Origin of the sequence: Ruthenibacterium sp., assembly GCF_017421385.1 — a bacterium.
Taxonomy (GTDB): Bacteria; Bacillota; Clostridia; order Oscillospirales; family Ruminococcaceae; genus Ruthenibacterium; species Ruthenibacterium lactatiformans.
Genome location: NZ_JAFOIN010000079.1, coordinates 1 through 17,717 on the forward strand (window position 1 = coordinate 1; position 17,717 = coordinate 17,717).

14 protein-coding genes and 1 tRNA gene are annotated in these 17,717 nt (G+C 58.2%); 10 read left to right on the top strand and 5 right to left on the bottom strand.

What is annotated here, in order from left to right; all coding sequences use genetic code 11:
- Positions 1-202: 202 nt before the first annotated feature.
- Positions 203-982, top strand: a complete 780-nt coding sequence (locus IIY41_RS08730) for an HAD-IIA family hydrolase (protein WP_287400401.1) — start codon at positions 203-205, stop codon at positions 980-982.
- A 38-nt stretch (positions 983-1,020) separates the two neighbouring features.
- Entirely contained in the window at positions 1,021-2,610 is a 1,590-nt protein-coding gene (locus tag IIY41_RS08735) for a helix-turn-helix domain-containing protein (protein ID WP_287400402.1), read from the top strand.
- An 86-nt stretch (positions 2,611-2,696) separates the two neighbouring features.
- Here the strand turns inward: IIY41_RS08735 and IIY41_RS08740 are convergent, their stop codons facing one another.
- Both IIY41_RS08740 and IIY41_RS08745 read right to left on the bottom strand, forming a co-directional pair.
- Positions 2,697-3,353, bottom strand: coding sequence for a DUF4358 domain-containing protein (locus IIY41_RS08740; RefSeq protein ID WP_009321839.1), 657 nt, complete (start codon positions 3,351-3,353; stop codon positions 2,697-2,699).
- Between the two features lie 174 nt (positions 3,354-3,527).
- Positions 3,528-4,346 (bottom strand): glycerophosphodiester phosphodiesterase, encoded by an 819-nt coding sequence (locus tag IIY41_RS08745; protein WP_009321838.1) that lies wholly within the window; start codon positions 4,344-4,346, stop codon positions 3,528-3,530.
- Between the two features lie 233 nt (positions 4,347-4,579).
- On the opposite strand from IIY41_RS08745, the gene IIY41_RS08750 reads away from it, so the two are divergent.
- Positions 4,580-5,272 (top strand): response regulator transcription factor, encoded by a 693-nt coding sequence (locus IIY41_RS08750; RefSeq protein WP_009321837.1) that lies wholly within the window; start codon positions 4,580-4,582, stop codon positions 5,270-5,272.
- Complete coding sequence (locus IIY41_RS08755; protein WP_009321836.1) at positions 5,269-6,807, top strand: sensor histidine kinase; 1,539 nt, start codon at positions 5,269-5,271, stop codon at positions 6,805-6,807. The genes IIY41_RS08750 and IIY41_RS08755 overlap by 4 nt, the downstream gene beginning before the upstream one ends.
- A 65-nt stretch (positions 6,808-6,872) precedes the next feature.
- On the opposite strand, the gene IIY41_RS08760 is transcribed toward IIY41_RS08755, so the two are convergent.
- The 3 genes from IIY41_RS08760 to IIY41_RS08770 all read right to left on the bottom strand — a co-directional run bounded on the left by IIY41_RS08760 (position 6,873) and on the right by IIY41_RS08770 (position 11,097).
- Positions 6,873-8,108 carry an aminopeptidase gene (locus IIY41_RS08760; RefSeq protein WP_082431898.1) on the bottom strand — a complete coding sequence of 412 codons (1,236 nt, stop codon included), beginning with the start codon at positions 8,106-8,108 and terminating at the stop codon, positions 6,873-6,875.
- A gap of 55 nt (positions 8,109-8,163) precedes the next feature.
- Complete coding sequence (locus tag IIY41_RS08765) at positions 8,164-9,597, bottom strand: M20 family peptidase (protein ID WP_055080066.1); 1,434 nt, start codon at positions 9,595-9,597, stop codon at positions 8,164-8,166.
- A gap of 102 nt (positions 9,598-9,699) precedes the next feature.
- Positions 9,700-11,097: a glycine--tRNA ligase gene (locus IIY41_RS08770; RefSeq protein WP_050004617.1), complete on the bottom strand. Its 1,398-nt coding sequence runs from the start codon at positions 11,095-11,097 to the stop codon at positions 9,700-9,702.
- A 192-nt stretch (positions 11,098-11,289) separates the two neighbouring features.
- On the opposite strand from IIY41_RS08770, the gene IIY41_RS08775 reads away from it, so the two are divergent.
- From IIY41_RS08775 to IIY41_RS08800, 6 genes are all read left to right on the top strand, one after another.
- Positions 11,290-11,365 (top strand) — tRNA-Pro (locus IIY41_RS08775).
- Positions 11,366-11,480: 115 nt separating this feature from the next.
- Positions 11,481-12,722: a WYL domain-containing protein gene (locus IIY41_RS08780; RefSeq protein ID WP_287400406.1), complete on the top strand. Its 1,242-nt coding sequence runs from the start codon at positions 11,481-11,483 to the stop codon at positions 12,720-12,722.
- Positions 12,719-13,630: a WYL domain-containing protein gene (locus IIY41_RS08785; RefSeq protein WP_287400407.1), complete on the top strand. Its 912-nt coding sequence runs from the start codon at positions 12,719-12,721 to the stop codon at positions 13,628-13,630. Before IIY41_RS08780 ends, IIY41_RS08785 begins: the two co-directional genes overlap by 4 nt.
- A gap of 499 nt (positions 13,631-14,129) precedes the next feature.
- Positions 14,130-15,236, top strand: a complete 1,107-nt coding sequence (locus tag IIY41_RS08790) for a slipin family protein (protein ID WP_117460816.1) — start codon at positions 14,130-14,132, stop codon at positions 15,234-15,236.
- Positions 15,237-15,298: 62 nt separating this feature from the next.
- Positions 15,299-16,501 (top strand): RtcB family protein, encoded by a 1,203-nt coding sequence (locus tag IIY41_RS08795; protein WP_178802185.1) that lies wholly within the window; start codon positions 15,299-15,301, stop codon positions 16,499-16,501.
- A gap of 377 nt (positions 16,502-16,878) precedes the next feature.
- A complete protein-coding gene (locus tag IIY41_RS08800; protein ID WP_009321825.1) occupies positions 16,879-17,631 on the top strand; it encodes a nucleotidyltransferase domain-containing protein in 753 nt (250 codons plus the stop codon).
- Positions 17,632-17,717: the final 86 nt, after the last annotated feature.

Here is a 17,717-nt window from a genome sequence, read left to right on the forward strand (position 1 = left end):
CGCGAAGCGGCCTCGGCAAAACCGCACTTGCTGCGGTTTTGCATGTTTCAATGTCCCCAGGCCCATGCGCGCCAGCGCATCCGCGTGTGCTGCGCACACGCGCAGCCGCAGCAGCGGCGAGCCTGAGATTATTATGCCACAAGCGTCACGTTTTCGCAACGCCGAACTGCGGTTCTATTTTTATAGAAAAGGAGCCTGTCCCATGTACGATGTAACGACCGCGAAGCTGTTCCTGCTGGATATGGACGGCACGTTTTATCTGGATGATACGCTGCTGCCCGGCGCGCTGGAGTTTCTGGCACTGTGCCGCGCCACCGGACGGCAGTTTGCGTTTTTAACGAACAATTCCTCCAAAAGCAAAGCAGACTATCTTGCGAAGCTCACGCGCCTGGGCGCGGACGTTACCGAACATGACATTTTCACTTCCGGTGATGCAACGCTGCTGTATTTGGCGGAAAACGGGTTTCCCAAAGATATCCTGCTCATCGGCACGCCCAGTCTGGAGGCGCAGTTCGCGGCGGAAGGCTACACAGTGCGGGCTGCGAAGCCCCGCGCCGTGGTGCTGGGCTTCGACACCACCATCACCTATGATAAACTGAGGCTGCTGTGTGACGCTGTGCGCGCCGGCCTGCCCTACATTGCGACACACCCGGATTACAACTGCCCGGTCGCAGGAGGCTTTATCCCGGACATCGGTGCGGTGATCGCCTTTGTAAAAGCAAGCACCGGGCGGGACCCGGATGCCGTCATCGGGAAGCCAAATGCCTACATCGCCCGCGCCGCTGCACACAAATACGGCGTTTCTCTGGAAGACGTATGCATGGTGGGCGACCGCCTTTACACCGATATTGCACTGGGCGCCTGCGGCTGCGGCACCGCGCTGGTGCTGTGCGGTGAAACAACGCCGGAGGCGCTGGCCGCAAGCAGCGTCACGCCCGGCGTCGTGTGCGCCGATTTGGCCGCGTTGGGCAGACTGCTGTAGCCGGTGCGGTCCAATATACCACCGGGAGGACTGCTGTCATGGAATACGCGCAGCGCATCGGCGCACGCATCGCGCGCCTGCGCACAGAAAAGCATCTTACACAGGGACAGCTTGCCCAGGCCGCAGGCGTGCCGCGCGACGCGCTCGCCCGCTGGGAAGCCGGCGGCGGGCTGCCGGGCAGAGCTGAGCTGACGGCTCTGGCCCGGCCGCTCGGCACGACGGCGGCGGCACTTCTGAACGCGGACGAAGACGAACCGGACGAAGCGCCCGTCGGCTTCCTTACATTTCCGCGTACCGAGCAGGCATGGCGCGCCCAAGCCCGCTGTATGCGCGGCAGCGGGCCGCGCACGGCCTATGCGCTAGCGGCGCTGTGCTGTACCGTCTGCGCTGCTTTGAGCCGCGCCTGGCTGTTCGGCTCCGTGCGTATGGCCTGCACCGGCTTTTTTCTGGCCGCGGCTGCATTTTGTCTGTGGGGCTGTGCGGACGGCCCGCTGCGGCTGCGGCTGCGGGCCGCCTGCAAAGGAGATTTTGCGGCCGTTCAGGCAGCCGTATACCCCACCCACTGCCGCTGGCATCAAAACGGAGAGCCTTACCGGCTGGAGCACGCCGACTTGATGGGTGCCTGGGAACTGCCCGACGGGTTCGTGCTTCAATGGGAAGGCCCTCCCCTCTTTGTCCACCACAGCGACGCACAAGCTGTGCGGTATATCCTTTCCCGCTCCTACGGCGTGCCGTACCGCGTCCTCAGGCCCCGGCGGGAGCCGTTTTGGGCACTGTGCGCCTGTACGGCGGGCCTGGCAATCTCCCTCTGGCTGAGCGGCGGCGGTCTGCGGCTCCTGCGGCAGAGCTTCGCCCCCTCTGCACCGCTGCCGGATGCTCCGCAGTCTGCCGCCGTACCGGATTTTTCCAGCACAAACGGCCCTTGCTTTGCCGCCGCGGACGGAGGCGTTTGGTTCACGGCGGGGCACGGCTCCGCTGTTTCGCCGGAAACGACCCGTGCTCTCTTTACCGGGGCAGGCCGCATTTTGGCCGCTGAAACCGGCTCCAAGGTGCAGGCTGTACTGTATGCGTCCGGCCCGCTGGATTGCAGTGTCAGCGTCACGCCGGACGAAGGCGTCACATGGTTCGGTCAGTCCCTTACCGCGCTGGACCGTCCTGTCGAATACGCAAAGCTGGAGTTTCTGACGCCGGAGCTGGGCTTTGCGGCGGTGGGCACGCAGCATTCCCCGGGCGGCGGCGAGGAAAAATATGCTTTTTTCATCCATAACGGCGGGCAAAGCTGGACGGCATTCGGCGCCCTGCCGCACTTCGGCACCTCCCACATCCTCAGCGGTTTTTCCATGACGCCGGACGGCACGGCGTTTCTCACTCTTGCCACAGGTCCAGAGGAAAACTGGCCCCTGCTCTACTGCAGTGCAGACAGCGGAGCCTCCTGGCAGACGGCGGAGCTGCCCTGGGACGACTGTGCGCTTGCATACCTGAACCACCTGTCCCGCGCGGAGCAGCGGCCCGAGGGCTTTTATGTTCTTCTGACGCAGTTGCCGTACAGCGGCGGGAACGCCGCCTTTTTCGCCCCAACGGCGCAAGGGCCGTGGAGCTATGCCGGAGATGCCATCCCAGATGCATGATCCACGCCTGCAAAGGGACGGGCCCCGTGCCGGATGCATCAACCGCATCAGCACGAGGCCCTTTTTTCAGGCAATGCTCCCGCCTGTTATTTCAGTGTTTTTTCCAGATTGGCCATGATGTCTGCCGCACCCTCGCTCATCACAAGTACGATTTCTCCGCCGGGCAGCGTTTTGATCAGCGCGCCCTTGGCAACCTCGTACTGGTCGGCCAGATAGTTTTCAAACGACTTGCGCTGCAGCGAAACATAGCTTTCCACCGCAGCCTGCACGGCTTCGGCCTGGCCTTCGGCAGGCTTGAACACACCGATGGCGTAGGCCCGCACATTCATCATCGACATGCTGAAGGCGTACGCATCCAGCGTTGCGGGATCGATGCCCATGGTGTCCAGCATCATCTGGATGCTGGACGCCGCATCCTCGGCGGACATATCGTTGGGATTCACGGCCAGCATCGGCTCACCGCCCGCGTCGCCGCAGGCGATCTCGGAATACTCATTGTCCTCGGCCGGACGCGCGTCACGGATGGCATAGGCGTAGCGCTGGCCCTCGCTCATCGTGTCCCCGGCCCCGCCGGACGAAACGGACGCGGAACCCGAAACGGAACCCGAGCCGGAGGCGGCAGGCGTAGATACGGCAGAGGAACTGCCGGAATTCGTGCCCGGCAGCTTTGGCCCGCAGGCGGCAAGGGCAAGGCAGAGCGCGGCGGCAAGCGCCAGCGCGGAAATACGGTACAGTCGGTTCATGTTTGTTTCTCCTTACAGTTTGTAATACTGGCAAAGGCGGCCGCACACCAGGCGGCCTTTGCTATGAAGTATACCCCGCAGCCCTGCCAAAAATTGCACGCGGGGCAAAATTTCTCTAAAAAAGGCAAAAAAGGGGCGCAAAAGCGCCCCATACCGGCCAGGCCGCAGGTTCTTTCACTTATACTTCGGCGCGGGGTGATAAAATTCGAAAATCACCGCGTCGTTTTCCGCTTCTTTCGCGTTTATATCGTCTTCGGGGCGCACGGTCCAGCATACGCGGATGGCGCCCATTGCCTCCGCCAGACGGGCGGTCCATGGCTTTTTGCCGGGGCCATAAGCGATAAACTGCGGGCGCGCCAGCACGTTGGTGAACAGGCAGCCCAATGCGAATGCCAGCGGCTTCGGCTCATCCCGAAACGAGGCGGGCGCGTCGGAAAGCTGTCCCCGCAGCACATCCTTCGCATTTTTCCGGAACCAGCGCACGATGCGCGGGTCAAAGCTCTCGATGCAGTAGGGGCCGTTGTACGCGCGCATCAGCGCCAGCCCCTTTTCGCAAAGCTCGTCGTTGCGCCGCCCCGTCTTGAGTTCAATGATCATGGGCGTTCTGCCGCCCATCACTTCAAACACCTCCGTCAGCAGGGGGATCGTCTCCTGTGTGCCGCACAGACGCATCCCGCGCAGCTCCTCGAATGTAAATTCGTCCACACGGCCGTGCACGCCGCACACACGGTCCAGCGTGTCGTCGTGGAACACCACGACCTGCCCGTCCCTGGAGAGCTGGATATCCAGCTCCACGCCGTAGCCGGCCTCCGCCGCCGCGCGGAACGCGGGCAGGCTGTTCTCCGGCACCGTCTTATCCTTCGTATGCAAGCCCCGGTGCGCGTGGTTTACGCCGTACACCAGCTGCTTTTGCGCCTCGCCGTAGCGGCCCGGCCGCAGAAAAAGCCACAGCAGAACGATGCACACGGCCAGAACCCACAAAAATACCGCCATTCAAGATCATCCCATTTCCCGGCGCATACGCGCCGCGTGATCCGGCCCTGCAGGCAGGGGCCTCCGGGGAGGCGCGCCGGTCCTATCTGCCATTTTACCGCGCTCCGCCCGCGCCGTCAATCGGCAGGGACGCATGCGTAAAACATTTTCACAAATTTGACATATCGGCGCTGTAATATGCTACTATAAGAAAAACGAAAAAACCATCTGCTGCCGAAAACGAGGTGTTTGTTATGGCAAAAATTTTGATCGTAGACGACGAGCCGCGCATCCGCGAGCTGATCCGCGAGCATTTGGAGCACGAAGGCTTCCAGTGCGAAGAGGCCACCGACGGCTCCGCCGCTCTGGCGGCGCTGGCCGCCTCCGGAGCGGACCTTGTGATATTGGACATCATGATGCCGTTTGTGGACGGTATGACCTGCCTGCGCGAGATGCGCAAGCGCAAAATCGACACGCCCGTCATCATGCTGACGGCACGCGGCGAGGAATACGACAAGCTTGCGGGCCTGGAGGGCGGCGCGGACGATTATGTGGTAAAGCCGTTCAGCCCGCGGGAGCTGGTGGCCCGCGTAAAGGTGGTCCTGGCGCGCACCATGCCCAAAACGCAGGAGGGCGGCGAAAGCTTTGTATTCGGGGACCTTGTCATAGACACTGCCTCCCACAGCGTGAAGATCGCCGGGGAGGAAGCTCCCCTTACGCCCAAGGAATTCGATCTTCTGGTGTTCCTTGTATCCAATAAGGGCTTGGCGCTTTCCCGGGAAAAGATTTTGCAAAAGGTGTGGAACTACGACTATTACGGCGAGGACCGCACCGTGGATACCCATGTCAAAATGCTGCGCAGCCACCTGGGCAAATACCGCGACAACATCGTGACGGTATGGGGCATCGGCTATAAATTTGACCCCGATGTGAGGCCCGGAAAATGAAGCAGGACAAGCGCCCCGCGGGCGCGGCCGTAAAAAAGCGGCGTTTTTTCAATAGGATCAGCCGCAAGCTGATGCTGTTTGTTGTGCTGATGAGCATGGTGCTGCTGGCGCTGGTGTGGCTGCTGAGCGTAAAGCTGCTGGAGCCCATGTACAACCGGCGCGTGCTCGCGGATCTGAACCATGCGGCGGACGTCTATTCCGCCATCATTGAAAAATACGGCAAATTCGAGAGCTTCGACAAGAGCGGCGGCGTTCATATTCCCTCAGACATGATGGAGGAGATCATGGACAACCGGGGGCTGCTGGCCGGAAAATGCTTTGAGGTAGCCGGAACAGACTGCAAGGTCCTGCTGCATCTTCACCAGCTGCAGTCCGACCAGTGCCTGCTGCATCCCAATCCGCTGAGCCAGCTTATGGAATATTCAGAGCCGCAGTGGAACAGCACCGCAGCCGTCAACCTGCGGGCCACGACCTTCGTACTGGGAGACCTGAACTTTACTCTGCCGGACTCCCGCATCCTGCCCGGCCTGGAAAGCACCTCCGGCACCCGGCAGATGGTGGTGTGCCGCAACATCAACAACCAGTATTCTCTCATCCTCTCCACAGACCTGGAGCGTGTGGGCCAGGCCGCCGACGTCATCAGTGCGCAAATGCCCATCATTGCCGCCGTGCTGCTCATCGTCAGTATTGCGGGTGCTTATGTATTCAGCCGCTGGTTCACAAAACCCATCTCGGCCATTTCCCGCGCCGCGCGGGAGATGGCACGCGGCAATTACAAGGTGCGCGTCACGCCCCAGGCGGATGACGAGCTGGGCGCGTTGGCCGGGGATTTCAACACCATGGCCCGGGAGGTGGGCCGCACCTCGGAGCTGCAGCGGGACCTCATCGCCAATGTCAGCCACGACCTGCGCACGCCGCTGACGCTCATCAAGGGCTATGCCGAGACGGTACGCGACCTGACGGGCGACAACAAGGAAAAGCGGGACGAACAGCTCTCGGTCATCGTGGACGAGACCGACCGCCTCTCCGGCCTTGTGAACAGCGTGATGGAGCTTTCCAAATATTCCTCCGGCACCGAAAAGCTCAATCCCGTCCAGTTCGACCTGGCACAGCTGTGCGACGAAGTGGCCTACCGCTACCAGAATATCTGTGAGCAGAGCGGCTACACCCTCACGGTAGATGCTGCCGACCCCTGTACCGTAACGGCAGACCCGGACATGATGAGCCGTGTGGTGCACAATCTGCTGGCGAACGCCATCCATCATATCGGGCCGGACGGCTGTGTGGCGCTGCGCGTAAAACCGCAGCCGGACGCCGCCGTGCGGGTAGAGATTGAGGACCACGGCGCGGGCATTGCCAGGGAAGATCTTCCCTATATCTTTGACAAATACTACCGCTCCCGCGCGGACGCCGGCAAGGTCGGCACAGGGCTGGGGCTTTCCATCACAAAGGCCATCCTCATCAACCACGGCTTTCCCTTCGGTGTGGACAGCGAACCCGGCAAGGGCAGCATTTTCTGGTTCGTCGCTCATTGAGCCGGATATTTTTCTCTGTAAAAAAGGGACCTCCCGCACCCGCGGGAGGTCCCTTTTATTTTCCATTAAAATGCCCATTCTCCGTTTTCAAAGATCTTCACGTTCTCTCCCGTTCTGGTGGTACCCGTAATGGTCATATCCGGCGCGCCCACCATCACGTCCTCGTGGATGATGCTGTCGTTCACACCGTGGGCCAACAGTTCCTGCTTCGTCATGGCCGTACCGCCCTTTACAGTGCCGGGGTAACCCTTACCGAAGGCGATGTGGCAGGCCGCGTTCTCGTCGAACAGCGTATTGTAGAACAAAATGCCCCGCCGGTTGATGGGGCTGGACGCCGGCACCAGCGCGATCTCGCCGATGCGGCGGGAGCCTTCATCGGTGTCCAGCAGCTGGCCCAGCAGCGCCTCGCCGCTTTGGGCCGAATGCTCCACCACTTCGCCGTCCTTGAAGGTGACGGAAAAGCCCTCAATGAGGTTGCCGTTGTACACATAGGGCTTGGTGCCCTTTACAACGCCGTTTACGCGCAGACGGTGCGGCGCGGTGAACACTTCCTCGGTGGGGATATTTGCGATGAATGTGTAGCCCTCGGGCGTACGGCTTTGAGCGCCCTCCCACACATGCCCGTCCGCAAGGCCGATGGTGAGGTCTGTGCCGTTGGCGCTCTGCAGCCGGATGCTGTCCAGGTCCAGCGCATTCATGCGGTCGCGCCAGGCGGTCATTTTTTTCACATGCGCCTGCCACTCGGACACCACATTGCCGTTTTTCACGCGGCACACGTCGAAGATAGCGTCCCAAAGCATTTCCTGAGCCTCATCCTCCGCCGCGCCGGGAAATACCTTTCCCGCCCACGCGGCGCTTGGGATCGCCACGATGCTCCACTGCACCTTGTCGCTCATGGTATAGCTGCGCCACTCCTCCTGCGCCTTCATAGCCGCCTGGTTTGCGCGGTCGATCTTTTCCATATCAAGCCCCTTGTAGATCTCCGGGTCCCGCGCGGAAATGGACAGCATGCACGCGCCGCCCTCACTCTCCACATAATCGAGATAGCTGCGCTGGAGCCAGGGCTTCACATCCTCCAATACCTCCACGGCGGTATGCTCCATTTTAATGCGGGACAGCTTTTCGTCCGAATAGTGCACCACCACTTCCTTCGCGCCCGCAGCGTAGGCCGCCTCGGCACAGGCCCGGGCGAAAAAAGCCCCCTCGATGGGCGCACGGATGATGAGCGTCTGCCCCGGCTGGGGGTTGACGCCGATCTTTACGGCAAATTCCGCATACTGCTTCACCAAATTCATATCCATTTTCATTTTCTCCAAATCATCAGGATTTCCGCGCGCCGCGCGGCGGTCTGCTTCGTTATATGCTTTGCTCCAGCCGGGTGAAAAATTCCACCGTCTTGGCAATCTCACGCACCGGGATACGCTCGTCGTTGTTGTGGATCAGCCCCCGCTGCTCTTTGGAGAGCGCCATGGCGCTGAACTTGTATACGTCCCGGCAGATGGCGCTGAAATGACGGCTGTCGGAGCAGGCCATCATCAGGTACGGCGAGACGATGCTGCCCTGCCATGTGTCGCCCACTGCCTTGGCCAGCGTCTCCCAGTTCGCATCCTCCGCGGAGGCATACGGGCTGGCATTCTGAGCGTATGTTACCTTGACCTCCACCTTATCGTTGCGAATGACGTCTTTCAGGTGCTGCGCCGCACTTTCCGGCGTATCCAGATTGACAAGCCGCAGGTTGACGCCCGCCGACGCCTCGGTGGGCAGCACGTTGATCTGCTTGGAACCCTGCGCCGTGGTGAACGCCATGGTGGTGCGCATCATCGCGCCCAGCTCGCCGCCCAGCCTGCCCGCCAGAAGCGGCAGCAGAGGCCCAAACAGCCACAGATTCGCAAATACCAGCCGCAGGCCGAAAGGCGCATACGGCCCCACGTTTTGGAACAGCGCGCGCACGGGCGCCGTCAGATGCGCCTTGAACTGGTGTTTTTCGCAATCGGCCACGGCCCGGCACAGCATGCCCAGCGTGGAGGGCACGGCCGGCGTGCTGGCATGGCCGCCGGCGGCACGCGCCGTCAGCTCCACATTCATAAAGCCTTTTTCTCCGATGCCCACCACCGCGATGGGCTGCTTGACGCCGGGGAATACGCCGTCTACAACGGCGCCGCCTTCATCCACCACCATTGCGGGCCTGACGCCCCGCTCCTTCAAATATTCCACGATGGCCGGTGCGCTCGGCCCGCTCACTTCCTCGTCGCCTGAGAAAGAAAAGTACACGTCGTTCCGGGGCACAAAGCCCTCGCTCATCAGCCGTTCGGCCGCCTCCAGAATGCCCAGCAGCGTGATTTTCGTGTCCAGCGTACCGCGCCCCCACAGCTCGCCGTCAAACACCTCGCCGCAGAAAGGCGGATGCTTCCACCCCGCTTCGTCTACAGGCACTACGTCATAGTGCGCCATCAGGACAACGGGAGCGGCGCTGCTTTTTCCTTTCCAGTGAAACAGCATGCCCGTGTGGGCGATGCGCACGGGCGGGCACATCGCATGTACGCGGGGGTACAATTCCCGCAGCTTCTCACGGAAGCCCTCAAACTGTGTTTCATCAAACTTTTCCGCATCATAATTGGACACCGTCGGGATGCGCACCAGCTGCGCCAGGCGCTGTACAGCCCCCTCTGTGTCCACGGCGACGGGCGTGGGCGCCGCCCCAGCCCCCGCCTCCGGTTTGAACCGGGCCGCACGGATGCACAACACGGCGCACAACGCCAGCACAGCCGCAAGTATGAGCCAGCCGATCATAAAAACTCCTCCGTTCTGTTGGATATGGCTTGTTTTCATCATACCACAAGCAGGCAAAAAAAGGAAGCGGACGCCCCTGGGACGTCCGCTTCGCATGTGGTTTTAAAACTCGATCTTTTTCTCGATATAAGCGCGCAGGTCCTCGATCTTCACACGCTCCTGCTGCATGGTGTCGCGGTCGCGCACGGTCACACAGCCGTCGGCGGCCGTCTTGTCGTCGCCCACGGTCTCAAAATCGATGGTGATGCACAGCGGCGTGCCGATCTCATCCTGGCGGCGGTAACGCTTTCCGATGGAGCCGGTCTCATCATAATCCACCATGAAATACTTCGCCAGCTCGGCGCGCACTTCCTCGGCCTTGGGGGCCAGCTTTTTCGAAAGCGGAAGCACGCACGCCTTGAAGGGCGCCAGCGCCGGATGCAGGCGCATCACCACGCGGGTGTCGTTTTTCCCGGCGTCCACCACTTCCTCGTCGTAGGCCTCGCAAAGGAACGCCAGCGCCACACGGTCCGCGCCCAGGGACGGCTCCACAACATAGGGGATATAGCGTTCATTGGTCTCCGGGTCAAAGTATTCAAGACTCTTGCCGCTGGCCTCCTGATGACGGCCCAGATCGTAATTGGTGCGGTCGGCAATGCCCCACAGCTCGCCCCAGCCAAACGGGAACAGATACTCAATGTCCGTCGTAGCCTTGGAATAGAAGGACAGCTCCTCCTTCTCATGGTCGCGCAGGCGCATGTTTTCCTCTTTCATGCCCAGGCTCAGCAGGAAGTTCTTGCAGTAATCCTTCCAATAGTAGAACCAGTCCAGATCGGTGTCCGGCTTGCAGAAGAACTCGCACTCCATCTGCTCGAACTCCCGGATGCGGAAAATAAAGTTGCCCGGCGTGATCTCGTTGCGGAAGGATTTGCCGATCTGGCACACGCCGAACGGCAGCTTGCGGCGCGTGGTGCGCTGGATATTGGCGTAGTTGACAAAGATGCCCTGCGCCGTTTCAGGCCGCAGATAGACCTCATTCTTGGCGTCTTCGGTAACGCCCATAAACGTCTTGAACATCAGGTTGAACTTGCGGATGTCGGTAAAATTTTTGCTGCCGCATTCCGGGCAGGCGATGCCATGCTCGCGGATATATTCCGTCATCTCGTCGAAGCTCATGCCTTCGGCGTGTCCGCCCGCGTCCTCGATGAGCTTGTCCGCGCGGTGACGGGCATGACAGTCCCGGCAGTCCATCAGCGGGTCGGAAAAGCCGCCCACATGGCCGGAGGTGACCCAGGTCTGCGGGTTCATCAGAATGGCGGAATCCAAGCCAACATTGTATTTGGATTCCTGCACGAACTTCTTCCACCAGGCCTTTTTGACATTGTTTTTAAACTCGACGCCAAGAGGGCCGTAATCCCAGCTGTTGGCCAGGCCGCCGTAGATCTCGCTGCCCGGATATACAAAGCCCCGGTTTTTGCACAGGGCGACGATCTGGTCCATGGTCTTTGCGCTGTTTTCCATCGTGACACACCTTTTCTTATAAATGATAGGAACAATAAGACATGGGTTTATTGTACGGCAGGCGGCGCGGTTCGTCAAGGGTTTGGCTTGACTTCGCGCGCATTGTGTCATATAATATTTTAGCTTGGATTCCTCGTGTAAGCGCCGTATCCGCCGCGCTGGCACGCAGACATCCGTGCCAAAACCGCATACCGGGGTGTAGCGCAGTTGGTAGCGCGCCTGCTTTGGGAGCAGGATGCCGGGAGTTCGAGTCTCCCCACTCCGACCAAAACACCACTAAAATCATAGATTTTAGTGGTGTTTTTCATAAAAAAGCGCAAAAGCTTTATGGTAAGGTCAAAAAACTTGCGGCGCGCCAAAGCACGATGAAAGGAGACGAACGTATGGCCTACAGCGAGCTGATCAAAAACTTTGAACGCATTCGGGACTATATGCGCGAATTCTATGTGTACGGTTTTAAAAGCCGCGATGAGTTCACGAAGAAAAGCGCCCGCTCCTATGATGACGAGCGCCGCCGCGTTGAAAGCTGGCTGGGTGATTATATGCGTTTTCGGCAGACCGCTGACGGCAAAAAGGTCTTTCTCTCCATCGACAGCCGCATTTCTCATCACAATCCGTTCTACAAGGCATGGAAAGCGAAAAGTTTTACCGATGGGGATATCACGCTTCATTTTCTGATCTTCGATGTTTTATCCGGTCCGGATATCGCGCTGCCGCTCAACGGCATCATGGATGAAATTGACCGGCGGCTTTCGTGCTTTGACGAGCCGAAAACATTCGATGCATCCACCGTCCGCAAAAAACTGAAGGAATACGCCGAGCAGGGCCTTATCTGTACAGATCGGTCCGCAAAAACATTGCTGTACCGCCGTGCGGCCACGGCTCAGCCTGCCTGTACAGATGCGCTTGACTTTTTTTCCGAGGTCGCCCCCTGCGGCGTGATCGGTTCTTTTTTGCTGGATAAAGCCGATTCCCATGAGGAACACTTTGTGTTCAAGCATCACTATATCACCGGGGCGCTGGACAGTGAGATTTTGTACAGATTGTTTGAGGCGATGCACAGAAAACAGTCCGTCCAAATCGAAACCGTCAACCGGCGCAGGGAGCGCACCGCCGCGCAGAAGGTTGTTCCCCTGCGCATTTTTATCAGTGTGCAGAACGGCCGCCAGTATCTGATGGCTTATGCTCCGCGGAACAAACGGATCGGCTCCATCCGGCTTGATAATATTCTGTCGATCCAGACGGCGGGAAATTGCGAAAGCTACGATACATACCGGCAGAAGCTTGACCAAATGCAGAAGCATATTTGGGGCGTCAGTACCGAAGGGGGATGCGCGCGGCTGGAGCAGGTGGAGTTTACCGTGCGGTATGATGACAGTGAAGCGTATATCCACCGCCGTCTGGAACGGGAAAAGCGCTGCGGACAGGTCGAGCGTGTCGACGCTCACACCAGCCGCTTTTCCGCCGACGTCTATGACGCGGGCGAGCTGGTGCCGTGGATCCGTACCTTTATCTGCCGCATTGTCAGCATTCATTTTTCCAATCAGGAGCTGGCGGCGCAGTTCAAAAGGGACATCGACGCGATGGCTCGCTTGTACGGGCTGAACGGAGGCGATGAAGCATGATTTTCAGCGAGCTTTACGGCGCTTACTACAACACAGTCGCGGCCGTTCTGCGCAAAGCGGTTCAGCGCCCGCTCACGAAGGAAGATCTGCGAACGGTTATCGAGCGCTGTGCGTTTTCAGAGAGCGTTTTATCCATCGAACCGGCGCTCACGAGCGAAAAATGGCAGCTGCTCCGGCCGGACGGCACAACGCCCCTCCTCCATCCGCCGACCATGCCGCTTACGGTGCTGCAAAAGCGGTGGCTGAAGGCAATTTCTCTTGACCCGCGCATCCGCCTGTTTGATTTTGACAGTTCCGGCCTTGAGGATGTGCCGCCGCTGTTCACGCCGGACGACATTTACATTTTTGACCGGTATGCGGACGGCGACCCATTTGAAGATGAGGTATACATACAAATCTTCCATCGGATACTGGACGCGATCAAAAAGCGGTATTCGCTCAGTATTGATGTAAAAAACCGCCGGGAGGCCCGCACACATCTGAACGTCATGCCGGAATATCTGGAGTATTCCGAAAAGGACGACAAGTTCCGCCTGGTCGCCTCCGGCTGCCGGTACGGAAAAACCATCAATCTTGGGCGGATTTTGTCCTGTAAGCCCTTTCGGGGAGAACGGTACGGGCGCCAAAGCATCTGTGCCGCCGCAAACAAACGCGTTGTGATCGAGCTGTATGACGGACGCAATGCCCTGGAACGGGTGTTGCTTCACTTTGCGCACTTTGAAAAAGAGGCGCAGCGGCTGGACGAAAAGCACTACCGCGTCACGATCAACTACCGGCAGGACGACGAGACAGAACTGGTGATTCGGGTGCTTTCTTTCGGCCCGTTTATTAAGGTAACTGAACCGGAACGCTTTGTGGGACTGATCAAAAAACGGCTGGAAATGCAAAAAAGCTGCGGACTCTTTTGAGTTCGCAGCTTTTTTTCCGTGATAAGGCAGGAAAATTTTAGTATTCTATGGATGCAAGATGACCTTTGCGGGTGTTTGAATGTTCTTTCACCGCGGTGCGCGAGGAGGTTCCAAAGCGTATGCCGGTCAGGCTTGCGCGTGGCAGCCGCGAAAGCGGCGGGGTTCAACTCCCCTTTATATCGCAGGTTCGAATCCTGCCTTACATCCGTCAGGATGTATGCCAGTTGGTTTGGTCGCCGCGGGAAGCGGCAAGCAGGTGTACCTTCGGGTACGGATGAAAACAGGATTCGTTATCCGGCCAGAAATGCGCAGTGCATCTTTGGATGCAGCAAGCATTGCGGGCAATGCTTACCGGGCCCTGTCTGAAAACGGATACCGTGCAAAGGGCCAAACGGCCAGGAAGCAATTCTCCGCCGGTTGGCGCCATGCGCTGAAGGGTTCAGCCGCCGGGCAGGCATGGATGACGAATCACGAATTTAGACCCGAGGAGGTTTTTTATATGAAAAAGGTTATTATCAATGAGAATCAGAAGGGTTTCCTGTTTCATAACGGACGGTTTGTAAAGCTTCTGGGCGCAGGAAAGTATCCGTTGTTCGGCGCCCGGGAAATTGAGATCGTCTCTTTGAAGGAGCCTCTCATGTCTGCAAAATGCGAACTGGACACCCTTCTCGCAAACAGCGAGGTCGCCAAACTGACCTCTGTCTGCGAAGTTGCGGACCAGCAGCTTGCGCTTCACTACACAAGCGGAAAATTCGACGGAGTGCTCCGCCGCGGCAAATACGCCTTCTGGTCTGTGCTGGAGCGTCACGAGTACCAGCTTGTGGATATCTCCACGCCCGAGGTTGCGGAGGATGTGCCGCAGTACATATTCGCAAAGCTTCCCACCACGGTTTATACAAAAGTGGAGGTGGCCCAGTATCAGAAAGCACGGCTGTACTTTGACCAGAAGTTGATCCGCATTTTGGACGCCGGCACCTATTACTTCTGGAAAAACAATATCCGGGTAGACGTGAACCTTGTGGACACGCGGCTCACCCGGATGGAGATCACCGGGCAGGAGATCATGACGCAGGATAAGGTCGGCCTTCGCATCAATTTTGTGTGCAATTACCGCATCACGGATTATGTGAAGATACTCACCGAAATCGACGACTATGCCGGGCAAATGCACGTTGCGGCGCAGCTCGCTCTTCGGGACTTTGTAGGGAAGCAAAAGCTGGACGACATTCTGGCGAATAAAGACGAGCTGTCAAGGTATGCCTTTGAGCGCCTTAAGGCAAAAGAAAACGAGTTCTTCGTGGAAATTATCGACGCGGGCGTGAAGGATATCATTCTTCCCGGCGAGATCCGCGACATCATGAATACAGTGCTGATCGCGGAAAAGCGGGCACAGGCCAACGTCATCACCCGCCGGGAAGAGGTCGCCTCCACCCGCTCGCTGCTCAACACCGCAAAGCTGATGGAGGAAAACCCGACGCTCTACAGGCTCAAGGAGCTGGAGCACATTGAGCGCATCTGCGAGAATGTGGGCAATATCAACTTAAACGGAAACGGAGACGTTCTCTCTCAGCTTATGGGCCTGATGCATCCGGGAACAGCCTCCTGATATCCGGAGCCGGAGCGGTGAAAGCCGCATGTTCCGGCCCCGTCGGAAAGGGGATCACCATTGTGATCGAAGTAAAGGGAAATTTCAATACCGCGCTGTGCTATACGCCGGCGCTGGACGGAAAAGCAGAGGAGCAGATCCGCCTGGTCTGCGACGAAGAAGCGTTTCGGGACAGCAAAATCCGCATCATGCCGGACGTTCACGCGGGAAAAGGCTGTACCATCGGGACGACCATGACCATTACGGATAAGGTGGTTCCCGGTATGGTGGGTGTGGATATCGGCTGCGGCATGGAAACCGTCAGGATCGCACAACGGGAGATCGATTCTGAAAAGCTGGATGCGCTGATCCGCAGCGCGATCCCCTGCGGACGGGAAGTGCGCAGGGCCTCCCACGAATACTGCTCGTCCATCGACTTGAGCGCGCTTCGCTGCGCGCCTTACGTCAATCTGGAGCGGGCGAAAAAAAGCATCGGCACGCTGGGCGGCGGCAACCATTTTATCGAGGCGGATCGTTCCGATACGGGCGATATTTATATCGTCGTTCATTCCGGCAGCCGCCATCTGGGCGTTGAGGTCGCCGATTACTATCAGGAACAGGGCCGAATGGCATTGTGGGGCGGCGCACGCTACCAGATCGGGCAGCTCATCGAAACGCTCAAGTCGGAGGGACGCTTTCAGGAGATCCAGCCCGCAGTAACCGCCCTCAAAAAAGAGCATAAAATCAGCATACCGAAAGACCTGGCCTATGTGGAGGGCAAGCTTTTCGAGGATTATATCCATGATATGCGCATTGTGCAGCGCTTCGCTGTGTTGAACCGCAAAGCGATGATGGATGTGATCCTTTCCGGTATGGGCTTTACAAAAGCAGACGAATTCACGACCATTCACAACTATATCGACACGGACGCGATGATCCTGCGCAAAGGCTCGGTTTCTGCCAAGAAGGGCGAAAAGCTGCTCATTCCCATCAATATGCGGGACGGCAGCCTTATCTGTATCGGAAAAGGAAACCCGGAGTGGAACTGCTCCGCCCCTCATGGGGCCGGGCGGCTCATGAGCCGGAGAGCGGCGTTTTCCACGCTTTCCATGGAACAGTACCGGAAGGAAATGAAGGGCATTTACTCCACCTGTGTTGTTCCGGATACGTTGGATGAATCCCCTATGGCCTATAAGAGCATGGAGGAAATCATCGCGCAGATCGAACCCACGGCGCAAATCGCAGAGCGTGTCAAACCTGTTTATAACTTTAAGGCGGCAGAATGATGAAAACACCTGTTTGTTTGACTTTCCCTGTAAAGACAGGCTGCCTGTAAGAAAGCGGTGCCCTGACGGTTCTTACAGGCTGCCCGAACTGTCGGGGAGTGATTTAATTGAAAAGAACGCGGGCTTATTACCGGCGGCAGAGAAACCGGACCATTGAAAGAAAGCTGGGGATCCTGCGCAGGCTTGGCGGAGAGGAGTATGTATATGCCTGGACGCGGGGTGCATACGGCCGTCTCGCCAAAGGAAAAATCCACTGTTCCTGCCCCATGTGCCGGGCAAAATCCCGTGATGAGCACAGCCATAGGGACAAAAAGGCTTTTTTATCCGCCAAGCAGCAAATGGATGCGTGACACACACGCCGAAAGGAGGAGCACCGGATGAAAGATACAATACAAAAAGAACTGGCTCAAATTGAACAAACACAAAATGTGCGGATCTTGCTGGCGGTCGAATCCGGCAGCCGGGCATGGGGCTTTGCCTCTCCGGACAGCGACTATGATGTACGGTTCATCTACGTCCGCCCGAAAGATGCGTATTTGCGGCTTCAAAAACACCGTGATGTGATCGAATTGCCGATCAACGACGCGCTGGATATCAACGGGTGGGACCTCACCAAGACGCTGCGGCTTCTGCATAAGTCCAACCCAACGCTGTTTGAATGGGGTGCCTCCCCCATTGTATATTTAGAAACAGATTTTGCGGCACGGTTTAAATCTGTTATGGGGCGATATTTTTCTTCGAAGAGAGGGCTGTATCACTATATCCATATGGCGGCCGGCAACTACCGCGAATACATCAAAGGCGATATGATAAAGGCAAAGAAATATTTTTATGTCCTGCGCCCGGTCCTCGCCTGCCGGTGGATCCTTGACAAAGGCTCCCCGCCGCCCATGCTGTTTTCCGAACTGATGGAGAGCGGGCTTGCACCGGAATTGAAACCGGAAGTCGAGCGTCTGCTCGAGCTCAAGGTGAATTCCCCTGAAATCAGGATGATTCCGCAGATCAGGACGCTCAACGAATATCTCAGTTCCAGCATAGCGGAAATCGAACAAAAAATCGCGCGTCTTCCCAATGAGCGGGAAATCGGCTGGGAAGAGCTGAACGAACTGTTCCTGTCGCAGCTTATATAGTTTGCAGCAGCGCTTTCTTTGGCCTAAGCCAATTTGTTTTCAATGCGGCGGGCAAAACATGTACCGTTATTCCAATTAAAACAGCG